Here is a 26368-nt window from a genome sequence, read left to right as displayed (position 1 = left end):
GCCCGGCTCTATAAACGGAGCGCAAGAGGGGAACAATGTTCGCCCGGTTCGTATGTCTCAAATCTCACAGGCGAGCGCCGCGGGCGCCGCGCCGTGCCGGGTCTCCAGACGTGATTTCATCTTACGCAACGCCTGCGCCTCAAGCTGACGCACGCGCTCCTTCGAGAGGCCGAGTTCGTCCCCGAGGCGCGCGAGCGTGTCGGGCTCCTCGCTGAGTTTGCGTCTGCGAATGATCATCCGTTCTCGTTCGGTCAACCCGTCCAGCGCGTCGCGGATCCAGTCGCGCGCGGCGGAAAGGTCTGAAGCGCGGGCCACGGTTTCGGCCCCGAGCGGCGCCGCATCCTCCAGCGTCTCAATCCACTCGCGGCCTTCATCGGTCGATTGCGTCGCATTGAGCGAGAAGTCCGCGCTGGACAGCCGCGCCTCCATCATCTCGACATCGCGCAGCGGGACGCCGACCTCAGCCGCGATCACCTCGCGCATCTCGTGCGCGGCGCGCCCGTCAAGCGCCGATCCGCTTTCCCGCTCGAGTCGCGCGCGAACGCGGCGGAAGTTGAAGAACAGCGCCTTTTGCGACGATGTCGAGCCGGTCCTCACCATCGACCAGTCGCGCATCACGTAATCCTGGATCGACGCCTTGATCCACCAGCTGGCGTAGGTCGAGAATCGAACGCCCCGATCCGGATCGAATTTTTCCGCCGCTTTCATGAGGCCAACGCTCGCCTCCTGGATCAGGTCGGCCATCGGCGCGCCGTGGCGCCGGTATTTCGAGGCCATGGAGATCGCCAGCCGCATATAGGCCACGATCAGCCTGTGCAGCGATCGCGCGCAGCGTTGATCGCGCCACGCGCTCGCGAGCGCGCGCTCGGTCTCGGCGTCCAGCAACTCGGCCCGCATCGCCGTCCGGGTGAAGGACGCGTCGGCCTGCGTATCCAGCCTCGCCATCGCATCATCTCCTTCGTCAGCTTCCGGATCACATTTGGAACATTACGGTCGAACCGCATGTTCGGTTCCCAATTCCGGCTCGAATTCCTCGTTTTTCACATAGTTGTGTCCCGATGATCGTGCTCTGTGATCGCGTGGCGCACAAAACGGCGTTTGCCAGAAACGGTTCCGACGACGACTATGAAAGCCGGGAGGATCGGCGATGACCTATCGGCTTTTCATCATGGACCGCGCCTATTCGAGCTGGTCGCTGCGTGGCCACCTGATGCTGGCGGCTTTCGACATAGCGCACGAAACGGTGCAGGCGAATTGGCCGGGCCCGGAATGGGACGCGCTTCTGGCGCGCATCGCGCCGTCACGCACCGCGCCCTCTCTGGAGATCGAGGAATCGGGTCAGACATTCCTCTGCTGGGACAGCCTCGCGATCGCCGAAACTCTGGCCGAACGTCATCCGCTGGCCGGCCACTGGCCCAAGGCGCCCCCGGCGCGCGCCGCCGCGCGCGCGCTCGCGGCTGAAATGCATTCCGGCTTCCAGGCGCTTCGCGCGGCATGCCCGATGAATCTCAAGGCGGTCTACGCCGGATACGAGCCGTCCGAGGCGGTGCTCGCCGATGTCGCGCGGATCCGCGAACTCTGGTCGTGGGCGCGCAAGAATTTCGGCGGCGACGGGCCCTTCCTTTTCGGCGATCGCTTCACGGCGGCGGACGCGTTCTTCACGCCGGTCGCCTCGCGCTTCGCGTCGTTCAATCTGCCGATGGGAAGAGACGACGAAGCATATATCGACGCCTTGCACCGCGTTCCGTCGTTCCGGCGCTGGCGGGCGATGGCGCTCGCCAATCCGCACGTGATCGTCGAAGACGTGGCCGACCTGCCGGTCACCGGCGCTTTCGGTCCTGGCGAAACGCCGCTCCCGGCGCGGGCGGTTGCGGGCGTGCGGCCCATCAACGACTCCTGCCCCTATTCCGGCAAGCCCGTCGCCGAGGACAGCCTCGCCGAGATCGACGGCGTCATTGTCGGCTATTGCAACCGTTTCTGCCGCGACAAATCTGTCGCTGACGCCGGGGCGTGGCCGGAAACGGTGGAGTTGCTGCGCCGCGCGAAAGCGGGCGAGGTCCGGTAACAGAAAGCTGGACACGCCTCCGGGTTGAGGGCGAACCGGGTTCGCCGGCTTGCGACTGGCTCCCGCTTCGCCGCGCGGTGTGCGTCGGCGAACAAGGCCGGCCTCCAGCGCCGCGCGCCGCGCAGATGACGTGCCGCCAAACCGAAACTGATGCATATGTTTGTTTTTGCAATATAATTCTGCCTGCTATCGGCGCACCGTGCGCTCTTTCCGTCATTATGGCGCTCGGATGGCGATGGTGCGGCGGCTGCGCCATAGTCGCATTTCGCATTTGCGAAGCGCTCAGATTTGCAAATCGCCAATATCCGGACGGCGGCGTGGCGCCCGCTCAGGTTGATCGCCTTCAGGTAAAATTACCGTCCCATTGCAAACCCTTAGGCGGCACACGCCCCGGTGGATGGACGAATTTCAATGCCCGCTCAGGTTTTGGCACGGCGTTTGCAACACACCCTGTATCGAAACCTTGTATCGGGACGGGATCATGAAAAGTTCAGTTGGTGTTCTGGGGTGTGTGGTCGGACTTCTCATGGGTGGGGCCGCGCAGGCGACGACGCTGCTCGAAGCGGATGTGAAGGGGGGCGAGTACAGCGCCGACTTCCGCGCGCCGACGGTGATCGAAGCCGGGATCGTCGCCTTGGAGGGAACCGGCGGGGCAAAGAGCGACGACTACTTCGTCTTCACCGGGCTCCCCTCGGGCGCGCAGGACATCACGCTGAGCTTCTTCGCTCCCGAGAAATACGGCTATTCCTACTCGGCGGGCGGGACGGTGCTCTTCGACAACGCGCCCTTCGACCACGAATGGGACGGCAAGAAGCTGAACAAGAAAGTCCAGATCGACTACCGTTCGCCGCGCCAGACGCTCACCCTGAGCCTCAACGAACGGTTCACCGGCTCGCTCTATCTCGCCCTGAACTTCACGCATGGCGCGGATCTGCGCTACGCGGTCTTCACGCCGTCGAACGGTTTCGATGGGCGGGACATCCCGAACGCGGCCGAGGGCGCGTTCCAGGCGCCGAGCCAGGTTCCGCTGCCGCCCGCCCTGCTGCTGCTTGGCACGGGCGTGCTGGGGTTCGTGTATCTGGGCCGCGTGCGCAAGGCCTGAGGCTTCTTCCGGGGTGTGGCCCGGCGATGAAGCTGCCGAATTGTGGGACTGACTGTGTGGGTGTGGAGCGAGGCGCGTATGTAAGCCTCAGGCTGTCTCCGGGGTGTGTGTGTTTCGCCCCGTCGAGAAGCCTCCCGAAGGGTCCGGCGCTGTGGGGCGGCCGGACCCTTCTCTTTTGCATGAAATATCGCGACCAAATGGAAAACCGTCAGCTTGGACCCACCGCGGCGCGCACTCGTCAACACGAAAACTCGAACCCGTTAAGCTCGCCTTAAGCGTGAACCGGAAAGGTCGGCTTCATGTCTATCCGCATAAAGAGTCTGTCCCGATGAAACCGGAACCGCATCTCGGCCCCGCGCCGGAGGAAGCCGGCGCGGCCCGCCTGATCGGCGGCTCGGCGCCGATGCGCGCGCTACGACGCCGCCTGGCGCGCGTCGCCCGGTCAAACGCAGCCGTATTTCTGACCGGCGAGAGCGGAACGGGCAAGGATCTCTGCGCAGAGGCGATCCACGCCGCGTCGTCGCGCGCCACCGGCCCGTTCATCGCGATTAACTGCGGCGCAATCCCTGCAGGGCTGATCGAAGCGGCGCTCTTCGGACATCGCCGCGGCGCCTTCACCGGCGCCGTCGCCGACAGCAAGGGCGCCACCGCCGCCGCCGATGGCGGCACGCTCTTTCTCGACGAGATCTGCGAGTTGCCATTGGGTCTGCAGCCCCGGCTGCTGCGCTTTCTGGAGACAGGCGCAGTGGCTCCGGTCGGCGATCATACGTCGCGCCCGGTCGACGTCCGGATCATTTCCGCCACCAATCGCGACCCTACGGCCGAAGTCGCCGCCGGGCGGCTGCGGGAGGATCTCTTATACCGCCTGCATGTCCTTCCGGTTCACGCGCCGCCACTCCGGGAACGCAAGGAGGACATCACCACGATCGCAGAGGTGTTGCTGACGCGTTTTGCACTGGAGGAAGGCAAGCGCTTCGAGGGTTTCACACCGGACGCGCGGGCGGCTCTCGAAGCAGCCCGGTGGCCGGGAAATGTACGTTAGTTGCGGAACGCGATCCGTCAGGCGGCGGTGATGGGCGACGGCGGACGCGTCTGCCCGGCGCTTCTCGGCCTCGCTCCGGCGCCCCCGCCCATACCGAGCGCGCCAGCCGCACGGGCGGCGACCGCGCTCATCGGGCTCCCCTTCCACGACATCGAACGCCTGGTGATCGTCGCCGCCATAGAGCGTTTCGGAAGCGCGCCGAAAGCCGCACGCGCGCTCGGACTTTCTCCCTCGACGATCTATCGCAAGCAGGAATCCTGGGTCGCGTTCACAGGCGACGACGCTTTTGGCCCGAACTGGAGCAAGAAGATCTGACCCCGCCGGTCTCAGGCGCTTGCTGCGCGCCTCGTTTCCACCGGATTCAAAGCAACCTCAAACGCGATGTGACGCGCCGCCGGCGTCATCCCTGCCGCAACCAGAAATGCAAACTCGTCGCGGGGGTCCGGCGCCACCGGCGGCGGATGCTGCGCAGCCATGTCGAGAAACATCGAAAAATAGCGCATCATGACGCTTTCCTCATCACCTGCGACCTCACTCTCCACCCGGATCCGTAGCGTGCGCCGCGTCGGGCCGTTTACTGTCTGAACGGTCTTGCCCGCGGCGCGCTGCGACGAGCGGCTCTCGCGGCCAGGCGCCCTCTGCCGCGAGAGAAACACATGCGGCGCGCCGCGCGCGTTTCCACGCCGCGGGCGCCCGGCCCGACGCGGCGCTATTTCGTGATCAGTTCCGGCCCCATCGCCACCGTCGGCAACCATGTGGAGATGATCGGAACATATGTGATGATGATCAGGAAGAGAAAGAGGATACCCAGCCACGGCAGGGCCGCCCTGACCACCGCCATCATCGACATTCCCGCAATTCCGGAAGTGACGAAGAGGTTGAGACCGACCGGCGGCGTTATCATCCCGATCTCCATGTTCACCACCATGACGACGCCGAGATGGATCGGGTCGACGCCGAGCTCGATCGCGATCGGAAAGACCAGAGGCGCGACGATGACGATGAGCCCCGAAGGTTCCATGAACTGACCGCCGATCAACAGGATCAGATTGACGACGACGAGGAACATCACCGGTCCGAACCCGGCGCCCAGCATCGCCTTCGCGATCGATTGCGGAATCTGTTCCTCGGTCAGAACATGCTTGAGGATCAGCGCATTCGCGATGATGAACAGAAGCATGATGGTAAGCTTGCCGGCGTCGAACAGCGCCCGCCTGACATCCGCGTGGAAGAACGCCGTGACAAGCGCCAGCGGCCGGTCGAGAAGCGTCCGGTTGGGTTCCCCTTCGACGCGGAGCGGCCCCATGTCGCGATAGACGAAATTCGCGATAAGAAAGGCGTAGACCGCCGCCACCGCCGCTGCTTCGGTCGGCGTGAATACGCCGCCGTAGATGCCGCCAAGAATGATGACAATGAGCAAGAGGCCCCACATCGCGCTCATCCCGCTCTCGAATATCTCCCGGAACCCGGCGAAAGGCTGCGCGCCCAGCCCCTTCACACGCGCGTAGAGATAGATGCCGGTCATCAGCATCAGGCCCGCCAGAATTCCCGGAAACACGCCGGCGAGAAACATCCGGCCGACGGAGACGTCGACCGACGCCGCATAGACCACCATGACGATCGAGGGCGGAATAAGGATGCCCAGCGTCCCGGCGTTGCAGATCACCCCAGCCGCGAATTCCTTGGTGTAGCCGACCTGCTTCATCGCCGCGATGACGATTGAGCCGATAGCGACCACCGTCGCCGGCGAAGAGCCGGAAAGCGCCGCGAACATCATGCAGGCGAATACCCCGGCGATCGCCAGCCCACCCGGCACATGGCCGACGCAGGCGATGGAAAACCGGATGATTCGCGCTGCGACACCGCCCGTCGACATGAAGCTCGACGCCAGGATGAAGAACGGAATCGCAAGGAGCGTGTAGTGCCCGACGAAGGCTGACATCAGCGTCTGGGCGATCGAAGCCAGCGAACTGTCGGAGAAGACGAGGAGGAAAATGATCGAGCAGAATCCGAGCGCGATGCCGATGGGAACGCCGATCAGGAGGAGGACGATAATCGCCGCGAAAAGAATCGCCGCCAACATCGGTCAGGTCCCCCCCGCGGTTCTGGCCGCGGTTTCCTCGACGAGTTCCTCGGCCTCATGGCTGGCGATCACGCGGTCGCTCCGGCCGGTGACGATCCGCCAGCCGGCTTGAAGAAACCGAAAGATCAGCAGCGCCATGCCCACCGGCAGAATCACGTAAGGCAGATAACGCGGCATCTTCTCATAGGGCTCGCCATCATTGGTTAGACCGGCGAGAAACTGCAAAAATCCCGGCATCGGTATATCGTTCACCTCAAGGAACGAGGCGGTCGATGCGAATTTCCACCAGTAGTCCCAGCCGCCCTTCAGCATCAACAGGGAAAAGCTGAGACAGAAGGCGACGGAAACCAGGCCCAGCACACGCCGCGTTCCGCTCCCGACACTGTCGATCACCACGTCCACGCCCAGATGCGCGGTGACCTTCACGCAGTGGGAGACGCCGAACAACACCAGCCAGGCGAAGAGAAAAACCGTCGCCTCAAGCTGCCAGAGGATGTTGGAGTTGAAGACGTAGCGCGCGACCACATTCGCGAATGTAATCAGCGTCATCGCGCCGAGAATGAACGCGATGAGCGTCTCCTCAAGCGCATTCACAAGCCGGCCAAGACGCGTTTCGGGCCGATATGACATGGCGTCGCTCCCCCCCCCGGTGCGCCGGGCGCTGATGCGCGCCTCTTCGGCGTCGCGGACGGCCCGGCCGGGCCGCCCGCATCGCGTCGTCAGTTGGTCGGGTTATATTTCTGCGCGGCCTCGATCAGCTCGGCCGGCACGTCCTTTTCGAACTTCTTCCAGACCGGCTTCATCACGTTGACCCAGGCGGCGCGCTGTTCGGCGGTGAGTTCGCGCACGTCGCCCCCGGCCTCGACGATCGCCGCCTTCGCCCCTTCATTGACCTCGAAGCTCTCTGTATTCCGCTGCCGGGTCACTTCCTTGACGATCGTGTCGAGTTGCTCTCGCACGTCGTCCGGAAGCCCCTCCCAGAACTCGGTGGAGGTCACGACGAGATAGTCGATCACGCCGTGATTGGTTTCGGTCACGCCGTCCTGCACCTCGAAGAATTTCTGGCCGTAGATATTCGACCAGGTGTTCTCCTGCCCATCGACGACGCCCGTCTGAAGCGCGCCATAGACCTCGGAGAAAGCCATCTTCTGCGGATTGGCGCCCAACGCTTCGAACTGCGCCTGAAGAACATCGGACTGCTGAATGCGGAATTTCAGCCCCTTGGCGTCTTCGGGCAGCAGCAGAGGCTTGTTCGCCGACATCTGCTTCATGCCGTTGTGCCAGAAGGCGAGTCCCTGAATCCCGCGCTTTTGCATGGAATCGAGCATCTTCTGGCCGTCTTCGGAATTCTGGAAGCCGTCCACCGCGTCGATATTTGCGAAGACGAACGGCAGATCAAAGAGCCGGAACTGCTTGGTGAACTGTTCGAATTTCGAAAGGCTCGGCGCCGCCATCTGCACGTCGCCGAGCAGCAGCGCCTCCATCACCTTGTCGTCATCATAGAGTTGCGAATTCGGAAAGACCGTCATGCAGGCCTTGCCGTCCATCTCCTCGTTGACGCGCTTTTCCAGCAGCGCCGCCGCCAGCCCCTTTGGGTGCTTGTCGACATTGGTGACATGGCTGAACTTGATTTCGATCTCGCCATCTTCACAGGACGCAAGCGCCGCGCCGGCGCTGAACGTGAGGGCGGCTGCGGCCGCGAGCGTCGTCAGGGTGTTCATTCGATCCTCCCTTGAGGTTTCAGTGACAGCGAACTCCGCCGCCTCGCCTCATATTGACGCCAAGTTGGCGTCGAGCAAGTGAAACCAACAGGGAGGGTCGAGGATCGGCTCTGAAACCGCGCCGATCAGCACATTTCGAGATTCAGCTCGTTCCCATCGCTCAACGCCGGCCGTAGTAAAGACCCACGACATGCTCGGCTTCGGCGAAAAACAGCCAGCGCGAAACCAGCGCCCCGCCGATATGAAGCATGAGCGCAAGCGAGAGGCCGATCGGCCCGAACACGGCCGGCAGCCCGTAGGCCGACGGATCACGGCAGAGGATGAAGAGAAAAAGCGGCGCGAACAGCCCGCCAACCCCCGAAACCAGTCCCAGTTTCTCGGCGTGCTTCCGCCCGACAGCGAAAACCATTTCCTTCATCAGGTAATTCGGCTGGCTGTGCGGCGCCTCAAGCAGCCTGACCCGGCCGAGGGCGCCGAGGCCGGTGGCGCTTTCCGGACTGGATCCCGCGCTCTCGAGCGTGATCCCGCGCGACGCGCGGCGGTAAAAATGAACTGCGGCGCTGGCGGCCAGGAGCGCGAAACCCAAGCCGAGCGGCGGCGTTTCACCTGCCAGGACCTCCGCCAGCGAGATCGAGATGACGCCGCCGGCGAGCGCCGCCCCGAGGAACATCGGCGCAGTGAGTGCATTCGACCAGCGCGGCACCGTCTTGAGCTGGGCGTAGATCATCGCCGTGCAGATCACCGCAAGAACCGCCAGCGCGGATGAGAGCCACCCGAGCGCGTGCAGCGGCGCGCCGGTCAGCGCCCAGTGCGCGGCGTAAACAAAGAACAGCGCCATCGCCACGCTGGAGACACATCCCTCGCGGCTCAGCCAACTCGAGCGCCATTGCGTGAACGCAAGGAGCGCGCGCTGCGGATTGCCGAGATGAAAGGCCGAGGCCATGAGCCCGCCGGCGACGAGCGCCAGCGCGATCAGCGCCGTAAGCGGCCCCGCGACCGCCCCTTCCGGGCCCAGTCCGACGCCCATGAGCGCCATGATGCCGAAGCCCAGCCCAGAGGCTGTGGTGAAGAGTATGATCGATGGCGCGGGATGCATTCAGAGACGCTCCAGCGCGCGATCGAGCCAGCCGAGGAAGCCTTTCGCTTCCGGTTCGGCCAGCGACGCGAGATTGAACGGCTCTTCGGCGCGGTCCGCCTTCGGGCGCGGCGGCAGATACTTGTTCACTGGCTTCGTCCCCTGCTCCGGCATCAGATCGAACCCGCCGCGCGCGGCGACCAGTTTCGAGACGTCGCTCTCCGCATCGCCGAGATCGCCGAAATGCCGCGCCCCGGCTGGGCAGGTGCGCACGCATGACGGCACGCGATCCACCTCGGGGATGTTCTCGTTATAGATGCGGTCGACGCAAAGCGTGCATTTCTTCATCACCCCAGCCGCAGCGTCCATTTCCCGCGCGCCGTAGGGGCAGGCCCAGGCGCAGAGCCCGCAGCCGATGCAGGCGTCCTCGTTCACCAGCACGATCCCGTCCTCGACGCGCTTGTAGGACGCGCCCGTCGGGCAAACGGTGACGCAGGGCGCGTCCTCGCAATGGAGACAGGACTTCGGGAAATGCGTGACCTGAGCCGGCCCGCTCTCGCCTTTCAACTCGAATGTATGGATGCGGTTGAGGAAGGTTCCGATCGTCCCCGCGCCGTAGGGGTTCTGCTCGGACAATGGCGCGCCGTAGCCGCCGGTATTCCATTCCTTGCAACTGACGACGCAGGCGTGGCAGCCGACGCACGTGTCGAGATCGATCACCAGCCCCAGTTTCACGTCGCCGCAGGCGGGCAGATCGGTCATGTCCACTCCTTTCCGTAAGCGATCTCGTCAGGCCCTTCGCCGACCGGAGAGACCTGGGCCGGGATCGCCGGCTCGGAATGCTCGGCCGGATCCGCCTTTCTGATCCGAACCCTCAGATCGTACCAGGCCGCCTGCCCGGTGATCGGATCGGAATTCGCCCAGCGCATCCCGTCGCCCTTCGGCGGCAGAAGCTCGTTGATGAGATGGTTCAGCAGAAAGCCTTTGGTCGCCTCCGGCGCATCCGGCTTCAGCGCCCAGGCCCCCTTGCGTTTGCCTATGGCGTTCCAGGTCCAGACCGTCTTCGGATTCAGCGCCTCCATCAGGGCCACCGGAACCCTGATCTCGCCATGGACCGAGGTCAGCAACGCCCAGTCGCCATCCTCGAACCCGTGTTCGCGCCAGACGTCGCCGGAGACATAGAGCGGATTCATCCCGTGAATCTGCCGCAGCCACGCATTCTGCGAACCCCATGAGTGATACATCGCCATCGGCCGCTGTGTCAGCGCGTGAAGCGGATAATTCCCCGCCTCCACCGAGGCCTCCTCGAAGGGTTGATACCAGATCGGCAGGGGATCGTAGGTCGCGCGTATCTGCCCGCGCAGATGGTCCGGCGGCTGACGCTCGCCCTTGCCTTCGGCCGCAAGCTGAAATTTCCGCAGAGGCTCCAGATAGAGGTTGAAGACATAGGGCTGCGGTTTGTCGAAGAGCCCCTTCTCCACCGCCCAGTCCTGATAGGCGGCGTTCCACGGCTTGAAGTATTTCGCCTCGTCCGGGATGTGGCTGATCCAGAAGCCGCCGTTCTCGATATAACGCTCGATCTGCCTCGGGTTCGGCTCACCCCGCCCGTCGCCGGAGCCATCCTCGTTCCGCCATCCCGCGAGCGGCCCGACGCCCGGGCGCCGCTGATGGTTGACCATGTAGTCGGCGTAGTCCTTGAATTTCCGCGTCCCGTCCGGGTTCACCAACCCCGGCAGCTTCAACTTCACTCCAAGGTCGATCAGCGCCGACTGGAACCCGCGCACGTCGCGGTCCGGCTCCACGACCGGCCAGCGGATGCTGTCCGCCGCCGCGTCCGCCTCGCAGATCGGCCGATCCAGAAGGCTGATGCAGTCGTGGCGCTCCAGATAGGTCGTGTCCGGCAGCACCAGATCCGCGAACGCCACCATTTCCGACGAATAGGCGTCAGAATAGATGATCTTCGGGATGACGTATTCGCCATCCTCGCGTTTCGCGCGCAGCATGTCCATCACCGCGCCGCTGTTCATCGACGAGTTCCAGCTCATGTTCGCCATGTACATGAACAGGACGTCGATCCCGTAGGGGTCGCCGGCATGGGCGTTGGAGATCACCATGTGCATCAGCCCGTGGGCCGAAAGCGGATGCTCCCAGGTGAAGGCCTTGTCGATCCGCTTCGCCGTTCCGTCCGGCTCCAGCGCCAGATCCTCCGGCCCGCGCGGATAGCCCAGATGCGGGCCGTCCAGCGCCTCGCCCGGCGTCGACTTGTGATGCGGAGCCGGGTGCGCCTCATATGGTTTGGGATATGGCGGCTTGAAGCGCATCCCGCCCGGAACCTCGACCGAACCGAGCAAGATTTGCAGCAGATGCAGCGCCCGGCAGGTCTGGAAGCCGTTCGAATGCGCGCTGATTCCGCGCATCGCATGAAAGGAGACGGGACGCCCGATCATCGTCTCGTGACGCTCGCCCTTCCAGTCGGTCCAGGGCTGATCGAGGACGATCTCCTCCTCGAAAGCGGCATGCGCCAGTTCGGCGGCGATCCGCCGGATCGTCTCCGCGCTGATCCCGCATTTCTCCGCCACCGCTTCGGGCGCATAGTCGCTTGCCAGGTATTTGCGCGCCAGAAGTTCGAAAACAGGCGTCGCCCGTCCGCCGTTCGGGGTCGCAAAATCGCCCTTCATCGCCGGCTTCACGCCCGGCGCGTCATGATCGACCGCCCGCCCCGCGACCCTGTCCCAGATTTGCGGCTTGCCGTTCTCGCTGCGGATAAAGAGGCCGAATTCGGCCGATTCCGGGTCGCGGTTCACGAGGAACGGCGCGTTCGTGTAGCGGATCAGGTAGTCGAGATCGACCTTGCCCGCCTTCAGCAATTCCTGAACCAGCGCGAGGATGAAGAGCCCGTCCGTCCCCGGCGTGATTCCGACCCATTCATCCGCGATGGCGTTGTAGCCGGACCGGATCGGGTTCACCCCGATCACTTTCGCGCCGCGCGCCTTGAGACGGCCAAGGCCCATCTTGATCGGGTTCGAATCGTGGTCCTCGGCGACGCCGAAGATCATGAAGAGCCGAGTCTTCTCCCAGTCCGGCTCGCCGAACTCCCAGAACGCGCCGCCCATCGTGTAGATGCCGGCGGCCGCCATGTTGACCGAGCAGAATCCGCCGTGCGCGGCGTAATTCGGCGTTCCGAACTGCTGCGCCCACCAGCCGGTGAAGCTCTGGCTCTGGTCGCGCCCGGTGAAGAAGGCGAGCTTTTTCGGGTCGCGCTCACGCACCGGCCCCAGCCATGCGGCCGCGAGATCCAGCGCCTCCTCCCATTCGATCTCCTCGAACTCGCCCGCGCCGCGCTCGCCGACCCGCTTCAGCGGCTTGCGCAGCCGAGCGGGCGAGTAATGCTGCATGATCCCTGCCGAGCCCTTGGCGCAGAGAACGCCCCGATTGACCGGATGATCGCGATTGCCCTCGATATAACGGACCTTCGGCGCGCCATCCGCACCCGTCCTGATATGCACGTCGATGCCGCAGCGACAGGCGCACATGTAACAGGTGGTCTTTCGAATTTCGTCAGAGACCTTGGGGCTGAGATCGAGATTATGCCTGCGCGTCAATTCATAGTCCCCCAGATTCGGCGATGCGACGCGCCAACCGACTCGCCCTGCCGCCGACGATAGGCCGGTGCGCATGGTGTTTCCACACCGGCGCCCGGCAAAAAACATACGCGGCGTCACGCCGCAAGCCGGATGACGCCGCCAGCGGCGGTGATGAGAATGAAGCCGAGACATAACGGCCGGTAGTAAGGCTCGTATCGCGGAACGAACAATCGCCGTCCGGCGATGACGCCGACGAGCGCCGGAACCGTCAGCACCACGCCCCGCGTCATGGCGAGTTCCGAAAGCATTCCGTAAGCGAAGAGCAGCGCGCCGCCGAATGGCGCGCTGATCAGAAGGTAGAGAACGAGCGAGCCGCGCGCGACGCGCGCCGGCATGTCCCGCGCCAGAACGTAAAGCGCGACGACCATCCCGCCGACCCCCGCCAGCCCATAGGCCAACCCCGAAACGACGCCGGACGCAGAGAGCCCGGGCCCGGTCGCCAGAAACCGCGGCTTGATCTTCGCCAGCAGCATGATCGCCAGTGCGAAGATCAGCGACAACGCGACCAGCTTCGACATCTCGACCGGAATCGATGTGGTGAGATGAAGTCCGACGCCACCGCCGACGAAGAGGCCGACGGTCAGCGCGACGGTCATTTTCCGGTCCGCGACGCGAACCCCCTCGCGCAGCATCGCCAGACTCGCGACCAGTTCCAGCACCCAGCAAACCGGAATCATCGCGACCGGCGGCAGGATGAACACCGTCGCCCCCATCGCCAGCGCAGACGATCCGAAGCCCGAAAACCCCCGAAACACGCCCGCGACGAAGAAAACGCGGACCATATAGGCCGCCTGCGGTTTCGTCAGCGCGAGCGTGTCGGCGAGCCATTCCATTCAACGCTGATCTATGGGCGTGTAATCCCTCATTTCCGGCCCGTCATAGAGCGTCAGCGGCCGGATAAGAATATTGCGCCGCTGCTGCTCGATACACTGGATCACCCAGCCCGGCGCCCGGCCGATGCCGAAGATCGGCACATAGAGGTCCATGGGAATCCCGTGAAGCTGGTAGATCACGCCGGAATAGAAATCGACATTCACGTTCAGCCCGTGGCGCGCATAGGGCTTCATCGCCTCGACCACCGCCTGGAGGATCTCATACCAGCGCGGCTGACCCATCTCCTTCGACAGCCGTTCGACCCCGTCGCGCATGTGCCGCGCGCGCGGGTCCTCGGCGCGGTATACGCGATGGCCGAACCCTGTGACCGGCTCCCGCGCCGCGCGCTTCGCCTTCACATAGGCGGCGGCGTTCGAGGCGTCGCCAATCTCCTCGACCATGCGCATCACATCCTCCGCCGCGCCACCATGGGCGGGCCCGGAGAGCGCGGCGAGGCCGGCGGCGAAGGCGGCGTGCAGCGTCGCTTCGGTGCCGATAACGACCCGGGCCGCGAAGGCGGAAGCGTTGGCGCCATGCTCGGCATGGAGGATGAAATCGACATCGGCCAGGCGCGCGGCGTCATCCGAGGGTTTCTCGCCCTTAAGCATCCAGAGCCAGTTCGCCGCATGCGAAAGATTCGGGTCCGGCTCAACGGGTTTGCGCCCGTTCCGGATCGCCTCATGCGCCGCGACGATCATTGGGATCTGCGAGGTCAGCCTGATCCCGTTCGCCAGCATGCCCGCCTCCGACCGGTCGCGCGATTCCGGCTCCAGCGCGCCGAGCGCCGAGACCGACGCCGTCAGCACGTCCATCGGATGCCCCGAGGCCGTCGCCCGGATCACATCGTGGATCGCGCCTGGCAACTCGCGCGCCGCGACCAGTTTCGCCGTGAACGCGGCGAGTTCATCCTTCGTCGGCAACTCGCCGTGAATCAGCAGCCAGGCCACCTCCTCGAATGTCGATTGCGTGGCGAGATCGTGGATCGAATAACCGCGATAGGAAAGCTCACCCTTCGCGCCGTCGATATGCGAAACGCCGGATCTTTCGAAATAGACCCCTTTCAGCCCGCGATTGATCCTGATTTCATCGCTCATGTCCCGTCTCCCATCCGCTATCGGAGTTCGCCGCAAATGATATCCGCGCTAGACCGCGCCTTCGAAACCGCCCGCGCCCGCCAGGGGCGCATCCTCGCGCCCGAAATCGACGATCCGCGCATGGCCGACGCCGCTCGCCGGATCGAGGCCGAAGGCTTGGCCGAAATTATAACGTTGAAGGCCGCGCGCCCGGCCGAGGAATATGTCGAGCATATCCTCGCGGTCCGGCCCACGACGCGCCCGGCGATCGCCGCACGCCTGCTGGCGAAACCCATGGTCCGGGCGGCCGCCATGGTCGCCGCCGGCGAAGCCGACGCCCTGATCGCCGGCGCCGCGACGCCGACCCGCAGGGTGATCGAGGCCGCCGCGCTCTCCATCGGCCCGGCCGGCGAGGGCGCCGTTCCCTCCAGTTTCTTCCTGATGATCTTTCCCGATGGACGGGAGTTCATCTTCGCCGACTGCGCGGTCAATCTCGCGCCCGACGCCGCGACCCTCGCCGCCATCGGGCGCGCCGCTTGCGAAGCCGGCGCGCTTCTGCTCGGGACAGCCCGGACCGCGCTTCTCTCGTTCTCCACCGGCGCGTCCGGCGCCGGCCCGACGGTGGAGGTGGTCCGCGAAGCCGCCGCGCTGCTTTCCGACCTCGACAGCCCTCTCAATGGTCCGATACAGGCCGACGCCGCGCTCAACCCCGTCATCGCGGCGGCGAAGGGCGTATCGGGCGGCGCTTCGAATGTACTCATCTTCCCTTCCCTCGACGCCGGCAACATCGCCTACAAGCTCGCGCAGGAACTCGCCGGCGCGCAGGCCGTCGGCCCGTTCCTTCAGGGGTTCCGGCGTCCCGTTTGCGATCTCTCGCGCGGCGCCGGCGTCGACGACATCGTCGCCGCCGCCGCCGTCACCATGGCGCTCGCCTGATCAGGCTCCGGCCTGCTTTCGCATGTCGGCCGGATCGATCCCCGCGACCTCAACTGGTTTCTTCATCGCGTCGCGCCGGAACGGCTCGCCCAGTTCCTGATTCAGAAGCACCTCGATGAACGTCGTCTCGCCCTTCTTCATCTGCGCGTCTATCGCCCCGGAAAGTGCTGCGGTCAGCTCGTCCATTCCCGCCGCCTGCACGCCATTCAGCCCGCATGCTTTCGCGATCCCGGCGTAAGAAACGCTCTTGTCGAGCTCGGTGCCGACGAAATTGTCGTCGAACCAGAGCGTGGTGTTCCGCTTTTCCGCGCCCCACTGGTAGTTGCGGAAGACGACCATGGTGATCGCAGGCCACTCGCCGCGACCGATCGCCGTCATCTCGTTCATGGAGATGCCGAAGGCGCCGTCGCCAGCGAAGCCCACGACGGGGACGTCGGGTTTGCCGATCTTCGCGCCGGTGATCGACGGCAGCCCGTAGCCGCAGGGGCCGAAAAGCCCGGGCGCCAGGTATTTCCGTCCTTCCTCGAACGAAGGATAGGCGTTGCCGATCGCGCAGTTGTTTCCGATGTCGGAGGAGATGATCGCCTCCTTCGGCAGCGCCGCCTGGATCGCCCGCCAGGCCATGCGTGGGCTCATCCGATTCGGTTCGGCCTTGCGGGCGCGCTCGTTCCAGGTGGTGCCGGGGTCGTCCTCCTCATGATCCATGGAGGTCAACTGCTGCGCCCAGGCGGATTTCGTCTCGGCGATCAGGTCGCGGCGGCGTTGAGACTCGCCCGCGATATCGGGCACTTTCAGCATATCGAGGAGCGAAACCGCGACCTTCTTCGCATCGCCCACGATGCCGACCGTCACCGGCTTGGTCAGCCCGATCCGGTCCGGGTTCAGATCCACCTGGATCAGTTTGGCGTCTTTTGGCCAGTAATCGATCCCATAGCCCGGCAGGGTCGAGAACGGGTTGAGCCGGTTGCCGAGCGCGAGGACCACATCGGCCTTCGCGATCAATTCCATCGCCGCTTTCGAGCCATTGTAGCCCAAGGGACCGGCGAAGAGCGGATGAGAGCCCGGGAAGGCGTCATTGTGCTGATAACCGCAGCAGACCGGGGCCGAGAGCGCCTCGGCGAGCTTGATCGAAGCCGGGATCGCCCCCGCAAGGATGACTCCGGCGCCGTTCAGGATGACGGGGAATTTCGCGTTCGAGAGCAGCTTCGCCGCCTCCTGCAGCGCCGCCTCGCCGCCGCCCGGACGTTCGAACTCCACGATCGCGGGCAGTTCGATATCGACAACCTGGGTCCAGAAATCGCGCGGCACGTTGATCTGAGCCGGGGCGGAGGCGCGCTTCGCCTTCAGGATCACGCGGTTCAGGACCTCGGCCATGCGCGTCGGGTCGCGCACCTCCTCCTGATAGGCGACCATGTCCTCGAAGAGCTTCATCTGCTCGACTTCCTGGAACCCGCCCTGGCCGATGGTCTTGTTCGCGGCCTGCGGCGTGACCAGCAGAAGCGGCGTATGATTCCAGTATGCGGTCTTCACGCAGGTGACGAAATTGGTGATGCCCGGCCCGTTCTGCGCCACCATCATGGACATCTTGCCCGTGGCGCGGGTGTAGCCGTCCGCCATGTAGCCGGCGTTGCATTCATGCGCCGCGTCCCAGAACCGGATGCCCGCCTTCGGGAACAGGTCCGAGAGCGGCATCATCGCCGAGCCGATGATCCCGAACGCATGTTCTATCCCGTGCATTTGCAGGGTTTTGACGAAAGCCTCTTCGGTGGTCATCTTCATGGGTCGGTCCTCTCAGGCTCTTGATCGCGCGTGCGTGTTCAATGTCCCTTCGCACGCGAGATGGATAGAACCAGAAACATGCGATTCGATGGGACAGAGGCGGCGCACCCGCCCGAACGCCGCTTGCGCCGGCGGCGGCGGGCGGTGAATGCTGCATCCGGAAACCCGCTCCGCAAACGTTTGAAAGGCCCGGATCATGCACGTTCTTTACTACACCCCGCGCACTTGCGCGCTCGCGTCCCATATCGCGCTGGAGGAGGCGGGAGTCGACCATGAATTGCGCAAGATCGACTTCGGCGCGAGCGAGCAGCAGTCGGACAACTATCTGAAAGTGAACCCGAAAGCCCGGGTCCCCGCCCTCGTGACGCCGAGGGGCGTCCTCACGGAAACCCCTGCGATCCTCGCCTATATCGCGCAGATCAACCCGGACGCTGGGCTCGCGCCGCTCGACGACGCCTTCGCCTTCGCCGAGATCCAGGCCATCAACAGCTATCTCTGCTCCACGCTTCACGTCGCGCACGCGCACCGGATGCGCGGCTCACGCTGGGCGAGCGAAGACGCGTCTTTCGAGGACATGAAGCGGAACGCGCCGCGCGCAATCAGCGCCTGCTACGACCTCATCGAAACGACGATGTTCAGGGGACCGTGGGTGATGGGGGAGACCTACACAATCGCCGATCCCTATCTGTTCACCGTCGCCGAATGGATTGAAGGCGACGGCGTCGACCCGGCGCGCATTCCGCGCATAATCGAGCACAGGGCGAGAATGGCGGAGCGGCCCGCGGTCCGGAAAGCCATCGCCGCCGAGAGAGGCGCATGAAACGCCGAGCCTCACCTGATGGCGCCATTGCCGGCGCCATCGGGCGGTCTTGAGCGGCGAAACGCCAGGACGATCGCCGCCATTGGCAACTGATAGAGCGCCACATAGAGCGTGAAGACCGGATCGGGCGGCAGCGCCGCGAGATAGATCGCGACCGAGCGCGCGCCGAAGGCGACTCCGATGGCGCCGTTGCGCGACGGCGCGCCCGGCAGCCGAAGCGCCAGCGCACCCGGGCCAAGGATGATGAGCGTGGCGACGCCAAGATAGAGAAGACTCATCACGGGCGCCTCGGCGATGCTCGGCCCGACCCCGTCGAAGAGCGGCATGACGAATAACAAGAACGCGATGGCGGCGAGTCCGTCGAGCGCCGGCGCATGGCGTTCGATGCGCGCCTCGCCCATGATCCGCCGCCCGACCATCGCCGCGGCGAAGCCGCCGAAGATCATCAACGCCACCCGAAACCCCAGCGCCGCGGGGTCGATCTCCAGTGCGCTCCCGAGGAGCACGCCGGCGACCGCCGGCCCCGCGACCGGCATGACGAGTGAGGAGACCACCGTCAGCTCCAGCGCCACCCGGCCCTGAAAGCCGATGATCAGACAGATCGCCGCAGATGACGCGATCGACGGCGCGGCCATCGTATAGACCAGCGCCGACTCGAGATCCGGCCCGAGCCCGAGCGCCCGCGCCGCCCAGAACGCCATGACGGGCGCGACGATCATCATCGCAATCACGGCGAACGCCACGCGCAGGGCGTGGCGCGGCGCCGCCAGCCCTTTCAGAACCGCGATCGGGTCGATCCTGAGCATGGCGATCGCATAGACGAGGGCGACGAGGAACGGCAGCAGCGGGCGCAGCGCTTCCGCGCCCGCCGGAAAGGCCAGTCCCGCGAACGCCCCGACCAGCATGATCCACCGCGCGCGCGCGCCGATCCAGGTGAGCCCGCCGATCATGTCAGGCTCCGCCCGATCAGAAGCGCGGCGCCGAGAACGGCGAGCCCGAGCGAGATCGGACGCAAGGGCATGCTTTCGCTCCGTCGCGTCAGCGGCCCCGCCAGCCAGAAGCCGGCCAGCACCACCGGAGCCATCAGCGCGGCGAGAAGGAGATGCCCGGCGTCGATCAAACCGGCGGCCAAGAGGCCGGCGACCGAGAAGAGGACGCCGACGAGAAAATACGCGTTGAGGGTGCTCCGCGCCGTCCGCGCCGCTTCATGCTGATAGATCAGGCCCATCGGCGCGGCGCCGACCGATGTCAGCGTTCCCATGAAACCCGAAAGCGCGCCCGCGGCGACCAGCGTCGAAGGCGTTTTCGCGACCTTCAGCCCGGCCAGTGAGAGCGCGACGCCGAGGAGGATCACGCCCGCCACCACCGGCCCGAGCAAGGGCGAGCCGACCACCGCGCCGACGAGCCAGACCGCCGGAATCGTGCCGAGGATTCGTCCCGCCACCGCCGGCGCGATCTCGCGCGCGCGAATGCCGCGCACCCCCAGCCCGGCGCCCATCGCCGTCACCAGAACACCCAGCAAAAGCACCGTCGCCGGCGTGTAATGGGGCGCGACAAGCGCGGCGAACGGCGCGAGCACGGTGCCGAATCCCTGACCGCCAAGCCGGTGCAGCGCCGAAGCGGCCAGCACCACCGCGCCCATCGCGGCCAGCGCGCCCGAGGAAAGGCCGAGCGAGGCGATCACGCCAGCGACCGCGCGAGAATGGCCAGCGCGGCGAGGCTGGCGAGCGAGAGGGCGACCGGCCGTATCGGCCGCCCCTCCAGCGCCCGCGCCGCCGGACGCGAGGCCAGAAGCCCGAACAGCGCCACCGGCAGGAGCGCCGCGACCAGAAGCAGGTTGACCGCGCTCACCAGCCCGGCCAGCGCCAGCGCGCCGATCGACCAGATCGTCCCCCAGACGAAAAAGAGGTTTTGCATTGCGCGGGCGCGCTGCGCCTCTTCATGCGCGTAAAGAAGCGCCATCGGTGGCGCGCCAATGGCGGTGATCGTCCCCATCACCCCCGCCGCAAGCCCCGCAGCGCCGAGTGTCGCCGCCCGGATCGGCGCCCTGAGCCCGGAGGCTGAGAGCCCGACCCCAAAGAGAACAAGCAGCGCGACCACGATCCCGAACGCCGTCCCATCGCCGAGCGCCGCCGCCACCGCGGCGCCGACGCCCGCCCCCGCCGCACGCCCGGCGAAGCCCGGCCCCGCCTCGCGCCAGTTGACGGCGGATAAGTCCATCGAGAGCGCGCCCACCCCTACGACGACGCCGAGAAGGATCACCGAAGCAGGGAGATGCTGTGGCGCGACAAGCGCCACCACCGGCGCGGAGATCATGCCGTAGGCCTGGCCGCTCATGCGCTGCACCACCACGCCCACGAAGATCGCGGCGGCGATGGCGAGGAATACCGGAAGGGGAAGGTCGGCGATGGTCATCGCGCAGGATAGAGCCCTCGCGCCCTGCCCGCGTCAAGCACGCTCGGACGAAGCGACGGTCGGCCCCTTGCCCTCCGTCGCGCCATACCGTCAAATCCGGGCCATGATCGATCATGACCGCGAAACCGCCATCGCCGATATCCGCGCCTCCGTCGCCGCGCTTTGCGCCGGCTATGGAGAAGAGTACTGGCGCAATCTCGACAAGGATGGCGGCTACCCGACCGCTTTCGTCACCGAGATGACCGAAGCCGGCTTCCTCGGGGCGCTGATCCCGGAGGAATACGGAGGAACCGGCCTCGGCCTGATCGAAGCCGCAGCGATACTCGAGGAGATCTCCCGTCGCGGCGCCCATGCCGGCGCCTGCCATGCGCAGCTATACGTGATGGGCGTGATCCTCCGCCACGGCTCGGAGGCGCAGAAAACAGTATGGCTGCCGAAGATCGCCGCCGGCGATATCAGACTCCAGAGCTTCGGCGTGACCGAGCCGACCACCGGCACCGACACGACGCAGCTCAAGACCACGGCGCAGCGCGCGGGCGACAAATGGGTTATCAACGGCCAGAAGGTCTGGATCAGCCGGGTCGAACATTCCGACCTGATGGTGCTGCTCGCCCGCACCGCGCCCTATGACGCGAAACGCAAGACTGAGGGGCTTTCGGCCTTTCTCGTCGATCTGCGCGAGGCGCGGGGGAAGGGGCTGACCGTCCGGCCCATCGACGCGATGATCAACCATCACGCCTGCGAGCTCTTCTTCGACGATCTCGAAATTCCCGCCGAGAGCCTGATCGGAAAGGAAGGCGGCGGCTGGCCGGTGATCCTGACGGGCATGAACGCCGAGCGCATCCTCATCGCCGCCGAATGCGTCGGCGACGGGCGCTATTTTCTCGACAAGGCGTCGGCCTATGCGAAGGAGCGAGTGGTTTTCGGCCGCCCCGTCGGCGCCAATCAGGGCGTCCAGTTTCCGCTCGCCCGCGCTTATGCCCAGGTCGAGGCGGCGGCGGCGCTGGTCGAGAAGGCCGCGCTCCTCTTCGAAGCCGGGCGCCCCTGCGGCGCGGAGGCGAACATGTCGAAACTCCTCGCCTCCGAAGCCTCATGGGCCGCCGGCGACGCCGCGATGCAGACTTTCGGCGGCTTCGCGTTTTCGAAGGAGTATCATATCGAACGCAAGTTCCGTGAAACCCGCCTCTATCAGGTCGCGCCGATATCGACGAACCTCATCCTCTCCTTCCTTGCGGAAAAGGCGCTCGGTCTGCCGCGGAGCTTCTGACCCGCGCGCCTCTCACCGTCCTTCCCAAACCGGGTCACGCTTTTCGAGAAAGGCGTCCACTCCCTCCTCCGCGTCGCGCGCCAGCATGTTCGTCGTCATCACCGCACTGGCGTGTTCATAGGCGTCGCGCACCGGCATTTCGGCCTGCTCGTAGAACGCGCGCTTGCCGATGGCGAGGGTGAGCGGGGATTTCGCGGCGATCCGGGCGGCCAGCGCGGCGGTCTCGGCCGCCAGCGCGCCGGGCGCGGAGACATGGCTGACGAGCCCTGTGCTAAGCGCCGCATCCGCGTCCAGCATCTCGCCGGTCAGCAGCATCCGCATCGCCGCCTTGCGGCCGACGGCGCGCGTCAGCGCCACCATCGGCGTCGAGCAGAAAAGCCCGATATTGACGCCCGGCGTCGCGAAACGCGCGCCCGGATCGGCGACCGCGAGATCGCAGGTCGCGGCGAGCTGGCAGCCGGCGGCGCTTGCGACGCCGTGAACCTGCGCGATCACCGGCTGGCGCAGCGTCTGGATGCGCAGCATCAACTTCGAGCATTGCGCGAACAGCGCCTCATAGGCAGCGCGGCCTGGTTCGGCGCGAATCTCGCGAAGATCGTGCCCGGCGCAAAAGCCCGGACCGGCCCCGGCGATGATAACGACGCGAGCCGTCTGATCCGCGTCAAGCTCATCGAGCGCCTCGATCAGCGCGGCCATCAGTCCGCGCGAGAGCGCATTCCGCGCGCCGGGGCGATTCAACGTCAGTGTGACGACACCGGCGCGCTCCTCGCGCAACAGGATGGGTGGAGTTTCGACGTTCATCGGCAGTCTCCCGCATTCCGACGCTATCTAGCACAAAAGCCGCAGAGAGCGAGGGGCCTCGAAGCCGGACGCGCTGGCGCGCGAAACCACCCGGCCCCTCTCCCGCCTGCGCCGGCGCCACGCCATTCGCGTCACCGGCATGGGGCGCCGCCTTCGGGTCGGTCTCGGCCCAGGCGGCGCCGCGTGGCGTCGGCGCGGGGATGGCGCGTGGAATGATCGCGGGTTCCCGGTTGGATCGGCGAATGATAACCCTTCGTGCGGCGTTCCTGCGGCGAACAGATGAGGACGCGATGGCGTTCATGGGCGATTGTCCCCGCGACGACGGCGAAACGGGCCCCGCCGCGGCCGCGAGCCATGGCTGATTTCCAGCCAGCGGAGTTCGAAGCGCGGGCGGAGCGCGCGTCCACCGCCATGGCCGCCGCCGGCCTTGACGCGCTGCTTTTCACCACCGAAGCGGAAATCCGCTATTTCACCGGTTTTCGCACCGCTTTCTGGCGCAGCCCTACGCGGCCCTGGTTCCTGGTCCTGCCGCGCGGCGCACGCCCGGTCGCGGTGATCCCTGCGATCGGCGCCGCGCTGATGGCTTCGTCCTGGGTCGGCGAAATCAAGACCTGGCCGGCGCCGCGACCCGAAGATGAGGGCGTGAGCCTGCTTCGGGAGGCGCTTGCGCCCTTTGGGCGCATCGGGTTGCCGATGGGTCCGGAAAGCGCGCTGCGGATGCCGCTCGCCGATTTTCGCCGGCTCGGCGCCGAATTCGAAGACGCGACGCCTCTGATCCGCTCGCTTCGGATGGTGAAATCCGACGCCGAGCAGGAGAAGATCGCGGCGATCTGTGAAATCGGCTCCGCTGGTTTCGCGCGGGCGCCGGCGCTCTTTCGGAAGGGTCTGACAATGCGTGAGGCGTTCCGCGATTTCCGCATCGCGCTCATGGAGGAAGGGGCTGAAGATGTCTCCTATCTGGTCGGCGGCAAGGGGCCGGAAGGTTACGCCGATGTGATCTCGCCGCCGGGCGACGATGAACTCCGGGAGGGGGACGTGTTGATGCTGGACACCGGCGCCGCGCGCGACGGCTATTTCTGCGATTTCGACCGCAATTTCGCTATCGGCCGGGCCGGCGACGCGGTGAAGCGCGCCTATCGCCGGCTTGATGCGGCGACCGAGGCTGGCCTGGCCGCCGCGCGGCCGGGCGCGACCGCGGCGGAGCTCTGGCGCGCCATGCGCGACGCGCTCGGCGCGCCGGCGGGCGGCGCGGTAGGGCGTTACGGACACGGGCTCGGCATGCAGCTGACGGAACCGCCTTCGCTCGCACCGTTCGACAAGACCCGGCTCCTTCCGGGCATGGTGCTGACGCTGGAGCCCTCGATCGAGGTCGCGGCGGGCGCGATCTTGGTGCAGGAGGAGAACATCCTTGTCACCGAGGACAAGCCGCGGCTACTGACGCATCGCGCGGCGCCGGAACTGCCGGTCATCTGAGGAGGCCCATCATGAAGCTCGAGTTCGAGACCGACGAAGGCGCGGGCGCGGGCGGCGCGATCGGCCTGATCGTCCTTGAAACCGACGAGACGCTGGAGCCGGAAATCGCTTCGCTGATCCCGCCGAGCGTCGCGCTCTATCACGCGCGCATCCCCTTCGCGCCCGAGGTGACGCCGGAGACCCTGGCGCGGATGGCGAAGGACCTGCCGCGCGCCGCCGGGCTCTTGCCACGACGGCCGTATGGCGCGATCGGCTATGGCTGCACCTCCGGAGCGACCGTAATCGGCGCGGAGCGGGTCGCGGCGCTGATCCGGGGCCCGCATCCGGACGTCGGCGTCGCGGACCCGATGACGGCGACCATCGAAGCCTGCGCGGCGCTCGGCGTCGGACGGCTCGGCTTCGTGACGCCCTATTTGCCGGAGGTGTCCGCCGCCCTCAGACGCGCGCTTGAGGCGGCGGGAATCGAAATCGCCGCATTCGGAACCTTCGAAGAGGAGAAGGACGCAGTGGTCGCGCGGATCACCGAGGCCTCGACGCTGAAGGCCGCGCTGAAAGTCGGCGTGGCGGCGGATGTCGACGCGGTCTTCGTCGCCTGCACCAATATCCGCGGTTTCGGGATCATCGAAGAGGCCGAGTCGCAGCTCGGAAAGCCGGTGATGACCAGCAACCTAGCGTTCTGCTGGCGGCTTCTCTCCCTCGCCGGGGTGGCGCCCGCGCCGGGGGCGCCGGGCCGGCTTTTCCGCCAGGCGCCCCCGGGCGCCGCAGCTTAGGCGCGGGAGGCTGCGACCGCGGCCTCGATCTCACCGATCAGTTGATCCGGGTCCTCGATCCCGACCGAAACCCGGATGAACCCCTCCTCGATGCCAATCGCCGCGCGCCGTTCGGCGGCGAGCGCGCGATGCGAGGACGACGCGGGGTGGGATAGCGTGGTACCAACATCACCCAAAGTCGGCGCGAAGGGGATATGTTCGGCCGCGCGCAGAAACCTGTTCACCACTTCACGCCCGCCATCGAGCGTGAAGGAGACCATGTTGCCGAACCGCCCCTTCAGCAGGTCGCCGGCGCGGTTGTGGTCCGGGTGATCGGCGCGGCCGGGGTAAAGCACGCGTTTCACCCCCTTCATCCCGCCGAGCGCGTCCGCGAGCCGCGCGGCGGTCGCCTCCGCCCTGTCGTAGCGCAGCTCGAACGTCGCGATACCGCGCTCCGCCAGCCAGCAGTCGAAGGGCGAAGGCGTGAATCCCCATGTGACGGCGGCGTCGTAGAGCGCCTTGTTCATCGCCGCATCCCGCGCTGCGACATAGCCGAGCATCGAATCGGAATGCCCGGAGAGAAGCTTGGTCAGCGAATGGATGACGATATCCGCGCCGTTCTCGAACGGCTTCCAGCCGCGCGGCGTGGTGAAAGTGTTATCGACCGCGAGCAAAATGCCGGCCGCCTTCGCCGCCGCCGCGATCCCGGCCATGTCCGCAACGCGGAGCGTGGGGTTGGAGACGGTCTCCACCAGGATCAGCTTCGTCTCCGGCCGGATCGCCGCCTTCACCGCCGCCGCATCGGTCGGATCGGCGAGATCCACCTCGAAGCCGAGCCGCAGCAGATCGTCGGTCATCAGCCTGAGCGAGCGGCCGTAAAGCTGGTCGCCCGCGACGATATGGTCGCCCTTCTCCAGCAGCCCGAGCAGCATGGTGGAGACCGCCGCCATGCCGGAGCCGGTGACGACGCCGCCGCCCCATTCCGGCTTGACGCCTTCGAGCCAGTCGATTTTCTCCGCGATGATGGTGGCGTTCGGGTGCCCCTCTCGCGAATAGGTGTAGCCCTTGAGCCGCCCCTCATATTGCGAATCGAGCTCGTCCGCGTCCGTGGACCGGTAGACCACCGACGTATGGATCGGAGACGAAACCGGGCGCGAAACCGAAACGGGAGCGGATGAGCGGCGGGTGACGGAGCGGTGATCGTTTTTCATGCGGCGGAAATGCGCCCGCCGCGCGTCGCTGTCAACGCCCCCTTGCGCCTCCGTCTGCGGGATGCAGCTGGTCCGAACCGGCGCCTGTCGCGGCAGATCGAGCGCCGCTCCCGGCGCCAAGCGCGGCGCTTCGCATTTCCAAATTGCAAACTGCGAAGATTCGCAAACTGAAAATCGCCTGGGCTGCGAAATGCACGTACGCACACCCGCTCTGAGACTGACCCCGCGGCCCTAAATAA

Annotated in this window: 25 protein-coding genes; 9 read left to right on the top strand and 16 right to left on the bottom strand. The window is 66.0% G+C overall.

Annotation, left to right across the window (positions count from 1 at the left end):
- Window positions 1-57 precede the first annotated feature (57 nt).
- Complete coding sequence (locus G5B40_RS18250; protein WP_165101715.1) at window positions 58-945, bottom strand: RNA polymerase factor sigma-32; 888 nt, start codon at window positions 943-945, stop codon at window positions 58-60.
- A gap of 202 nt (window positions 946-1147) precedes the next feature.
- Between G5B40_RS18250 and G5B40_RS18245 the strand changes: the two genes are divergently transcribed.
- The 4 genes from G5B40_RS18245 to G5B40_RS18230 all read left to right on the top strand — a co-directional run bounded on the left by G5B40_RS18245 (window position 1148) and on the right by G5B40_RS18230 (window position 4524).
- Window positions 1148-2065, top strand: a complete 918-nt coding sequence (locus tag G5B40_RS18245) for a glutathione S-transferase (RefSeq protein ID WP_165101713.1) — start codon at window positions 1148-1150, stop codon at window positions 2063-2065.
- A gap of 481 nt (window positions 2066-2546) precedes the next feature.
- Window positions 2547-3167 (top strand): hypothetical protein, encoded by a 621-nt coding sequence (locus G5B40_RS18240; protein ID WP_165097898.1) that lies wholly within the window; start codon window positions 2547-2549, stop codon window positions 3165-3167.
- A 328-nt stretch (window positions 3168-3495) separates the two neighbouring features.
- Window positions 3496-4209: a sigma 54-interacting transcriptional regulator gene (locus G5B40_RS18235; RefSeq protein WP_165101711.1), complete on the top strand. Its 714-nt coding sequence runs from the start codon at window positions 3496-3498 to the stop codon at window positions 4207-4209.
- Entirely contained in the window at window positions 4210-4524 is a 315-nt protein-coding gene (locus G5B40_RS18230; protein WP_165101709.1) for a helix-turn-helix domain-containing protein, read from the top strand.
- A gap of 11 nt (window positions 4525-4535) precedes the next feature.
- Here the strand turns inward: G5B40_RS18230 and G5B40_RS18225 are convergent, their stop codons facing one another.
- The 9 genes from G5B40_RS18225 to G5B40_RS18185 form a co-directional block, all read right to left on the bottom strand.
- The gene (locus G5B40_RS18225) at window positions 4536-4715 is read right to left on the bottom strand and encodes a hypothetical protein (RefSeq protein WP_165101707.1); all 180 of its coding nucleotides are present in this window, start codon (window positions 4713-4715) and stop codon (window positions 4536-4538) included.
- A 203-nt stretch (window positions 4716-4918) separates the two neighbouring features.
- Entirely contained in the window at window positions 4919-6292 is a 1374-nt protein-coding gene (locus G5B40_RS18220) for a TRAP transporter large permease (protein WP_165101705.1), read from the bottom strand.
- A gap of 3 nt (window positions 6293-6295) precedes the next feature.
- Window positions 6296-6922, bottom strand: a complete 627-nt coding sequence (locus G5B40_RS18215; protein ID WP_165101704.1) for a TRAP transporter small permease — start codon at window positions 6920-6922, stop codon at window positions 6296-6298.
- 89 nt (window positions 6923-7011) lie between these two features.
- Entirely contained in the window at window positions 7012-8013 is a 1002-nt protein-coding gene (locus G5B40_RS18210; protein ID WP_165101702.1) for a DctP family TRAP transporter solute-binding subunit, read from the bottom strand.
- A gap of 160 nt (window positions 8014-8173) precedes the next feature.
- On the bottom strand, window positions 8174-9109 hold the full coding sequence (locus G5B40_RS18205; RefSeq protein WP_165101700.1) for a dimethyl sulfoxide reductase anchor subunit family protein: 936 nt from the start codon (window positions 9107-9109) through the stop codon (window positions 8174-8176).
- The gene (locus tag G5B40_RS18200; RefSeq protein WP_165101698.1) at window positions 9110-9850 is read right to left on the bottom strand and encodes a 4Fe-4S dicluster domain-containing protein; all 741 of its coding nucleotides are present in this window, start codon (window positions 9848-9850) and stop codon (window positions 9110-9112) included.
- Window positions 9847-12621 carry a molybdopterin oxidoreductase family protein gene (locus tag G5B40_RS18195; RefSeq protein ID WP_246209873.1) on the bottom strand — a complete coding sequence of 925 codons (2775 nt, stop codon included), beginning with the start codon at window positions 12619-12621 and terminating at the stop codon, window positions 9847-9849. The genes G5B40_RS18200 and G5B40_RS18195 overlap by 4 nt, the downstream gene beginning before the upstream one ends.
- A 185-nt stretch (window positions 12622-12806) precedes the next feature.
- Window positions 12807-13565 (bottom strand): sulfite exporter TauE/SafE family protein, encoded by a 759-nt coding sequence (locus G5B40_RS18190; protein WP_165101694.1) that lies wholly within the window; start codon window positions 13563-13565, stop codon window positions 12807-12809.
- The gene (locus G5B40_RS18185; RefSeq protein WP_165101692.1) at window positions 13566-14699 is read right to left on the bottom strand and encodes a citrate/2-methylcitrate synthase; all 1134 of its coding nucleotides are present in this window, start codon (window positions 14697-14699) and stop codon (window positions 13566-13568) included. It abuts the gene before it with no gap.
- Between the two features lie 36 nt (window positions 14700-14735).
- Between G5B40_RS18185 and G5B40_RS18180 the strand changes: the two genes are divergently transcribed.
- Entirely contained in the window at window positions 14736-15614 is an 879-nt protein-coding gene (locus G5B40_RS18180) for a phosphate acyltransferase (protein WP_246209620.1), read from the top strand.
- Here G5B40_RS18180 and xsc read toward each other — a convergent pair whose 3' ends face one another.
- The gene (gene xsc, locus G5B40_RS18175; protein ID WP_165101689.1) at window positions 15615-17393 is read right to left on the bottom strand and encodes a sulfoacetaldehyde acetyltransferase; all 1779 of its coding nucleotides are present in this window, start codon (window positions 17391-17393) and stop codon (window positions 15615-15617) included.
- A gap of 196 nt (window positions 17394-17589) precedes the next feature.
- On the opposite strand from xsc, the gene G5B40_RS18170 reads away from it, so the two are divergent.
- On the top strand, window positions 17590-18213 hold the full coding sequence (locus G5B40_RS18170) for a glutathione S-transferase family protein (protein ID WP_165101686.1): 624 nt from the start codon (window positions 17590-17592) through the stop codon (window positions 18211-18213).
- An 11-nt stretch (window positions 18214-18224) separates the two neighbouring features.
- On the opposite strand, the gene G5B40_RS18165 is transcribed toward G5B40_RS18170, so the two are convergent.
- From G5B40_RS18165 to G5B40_RS18155, 3 genes are read right to left on the bottom strand one after another with little or no spacing between them, the layout of a single operon-like run.
- Window positions 18225-19163: a hypothetical protein gene (locus G5B40_RS18165; protein ID WP_165101683.1), complete on the bottom strand. Its 939-nt coding sequence runs from the start codon at window positions 19161-19163 to the stop codon at window positions 18225-18227.
- On the bottom strand, window positions 19160-19897 hold the full coding sequence (locus tag G5B40_RS18160) for a sulfite exporter TauE/SafE family protein (RefSeq protein ID WP_165101681.1): 738 nt from the start codon (window positions 19895-19897) through the stop codon (window positions 19160-19162). Before G5B40_RS18160 ends, G5B40_RS18165 begins: the two co-directional genes overlap by 4 nt.
- Entirely contained in the window at window positions 19894-20628 is a 735-nt protein-coding gene (locus G5B40_RS18155) for a TSUP family transporter (RefSeq protein WP_165101678.1), read from the bottom strand. Before G5B40_RS18155 ends, G5B40_RS18160 begins: the two co-directional genes overlap by 4 nt.
- A 103-nt stretch (window positions 20629-20731) precedes the next feature.
- On the opposite strand from G5B40_RS18155, the gene G5B40_RS18150 reads away from it, so the two are divergent.
- Window positions 20732-21895, top strand: coding sequence for an acyl-CoA dehydrogenase family protein (locus G5B40_RS18150; protein ID WP_165101675.1), 1164 nt, complete (start codon window positions 20732-20734; stop codon window positions 21893-21895).
- 12 nt (window positions 21896-21907) lie between these two features.
- Here G5B40_RS18150 and G5B40_RS18145 read toward each other — a convergent pair whose 3' ends face one another.
- The gene (locus tag G5B40_RS18145) at window positions 21908-22696 is read right to left on the bottom strand and encodes an enoyl-CoA hydratase (RefSeq protein WP_165101672.1); all 789 of its coding nucleotides are present in this window, start codon (window positions 22694-22696) and stop codon (window positions 21908-21910) included.
- 354 nt (window positions 22697-23050) lie between these two features.
- Between G5B40_RS18145 and G5B40_RS18140 the strand changes: the two genes are divergently transcribed.
- Window positions 23051-24169 (top strand): M24 family metallopeptidase, encoded by a 1119-nt coding sequence (locus tag G5B40_RS18140; RefSeq protein WP_165101669.1) that lies wholly within the window; start codon window positions 23051-23053, stop codon window positions 24167-24169.
- A gap of 11 nt (window positions 24170-24180) precedes the next feature.
- Window positions 24181-24939, top strand: a complete 759-nt coding sequence (locus G5B40_RS18135) for a maleate cis-trans isomerase family protein (RefSeq protein WP_165101666.1) — start codon at window positions 24181-24183, stop codon at window positions 24937-24939.
- On the opposite strand, the gene G5B40_RS18130 is transcribed toward G5B40_RS18135, so the two are convergent.
- Window positions 24936-26129: a trans-sulfuration enzyme family protein gene (locus G5B40_RS18130; protein ID WP_165101664.1), complete on the bottom strand. Its 1194-nt coding sequence runs from the start codon at window positions 26127-26129 to the stop codon at window positions 24936-24938. The two genes, G5B40_RS18135 and G5B40_RS18130, sit on opposite strands and share 4 nt — an antisense overlap.
- Between the last annotated feature and the right edge of the window lie 239 nt (window positions 26130-26368).

This window comes from Pikeienuella piscinae, from assembly GCF_011044155.1.
GTDB classification, from domain to species: Bacteria; Pseudomonadota; Alphaproteobacteria; order Rhodobacterales; family Rhodobacteraceae; genus Pikeienuella; species Pikeienuella piscinae.
This window is presented reverse-complemented; position numbering and strand designations above follow the sequence as displayed.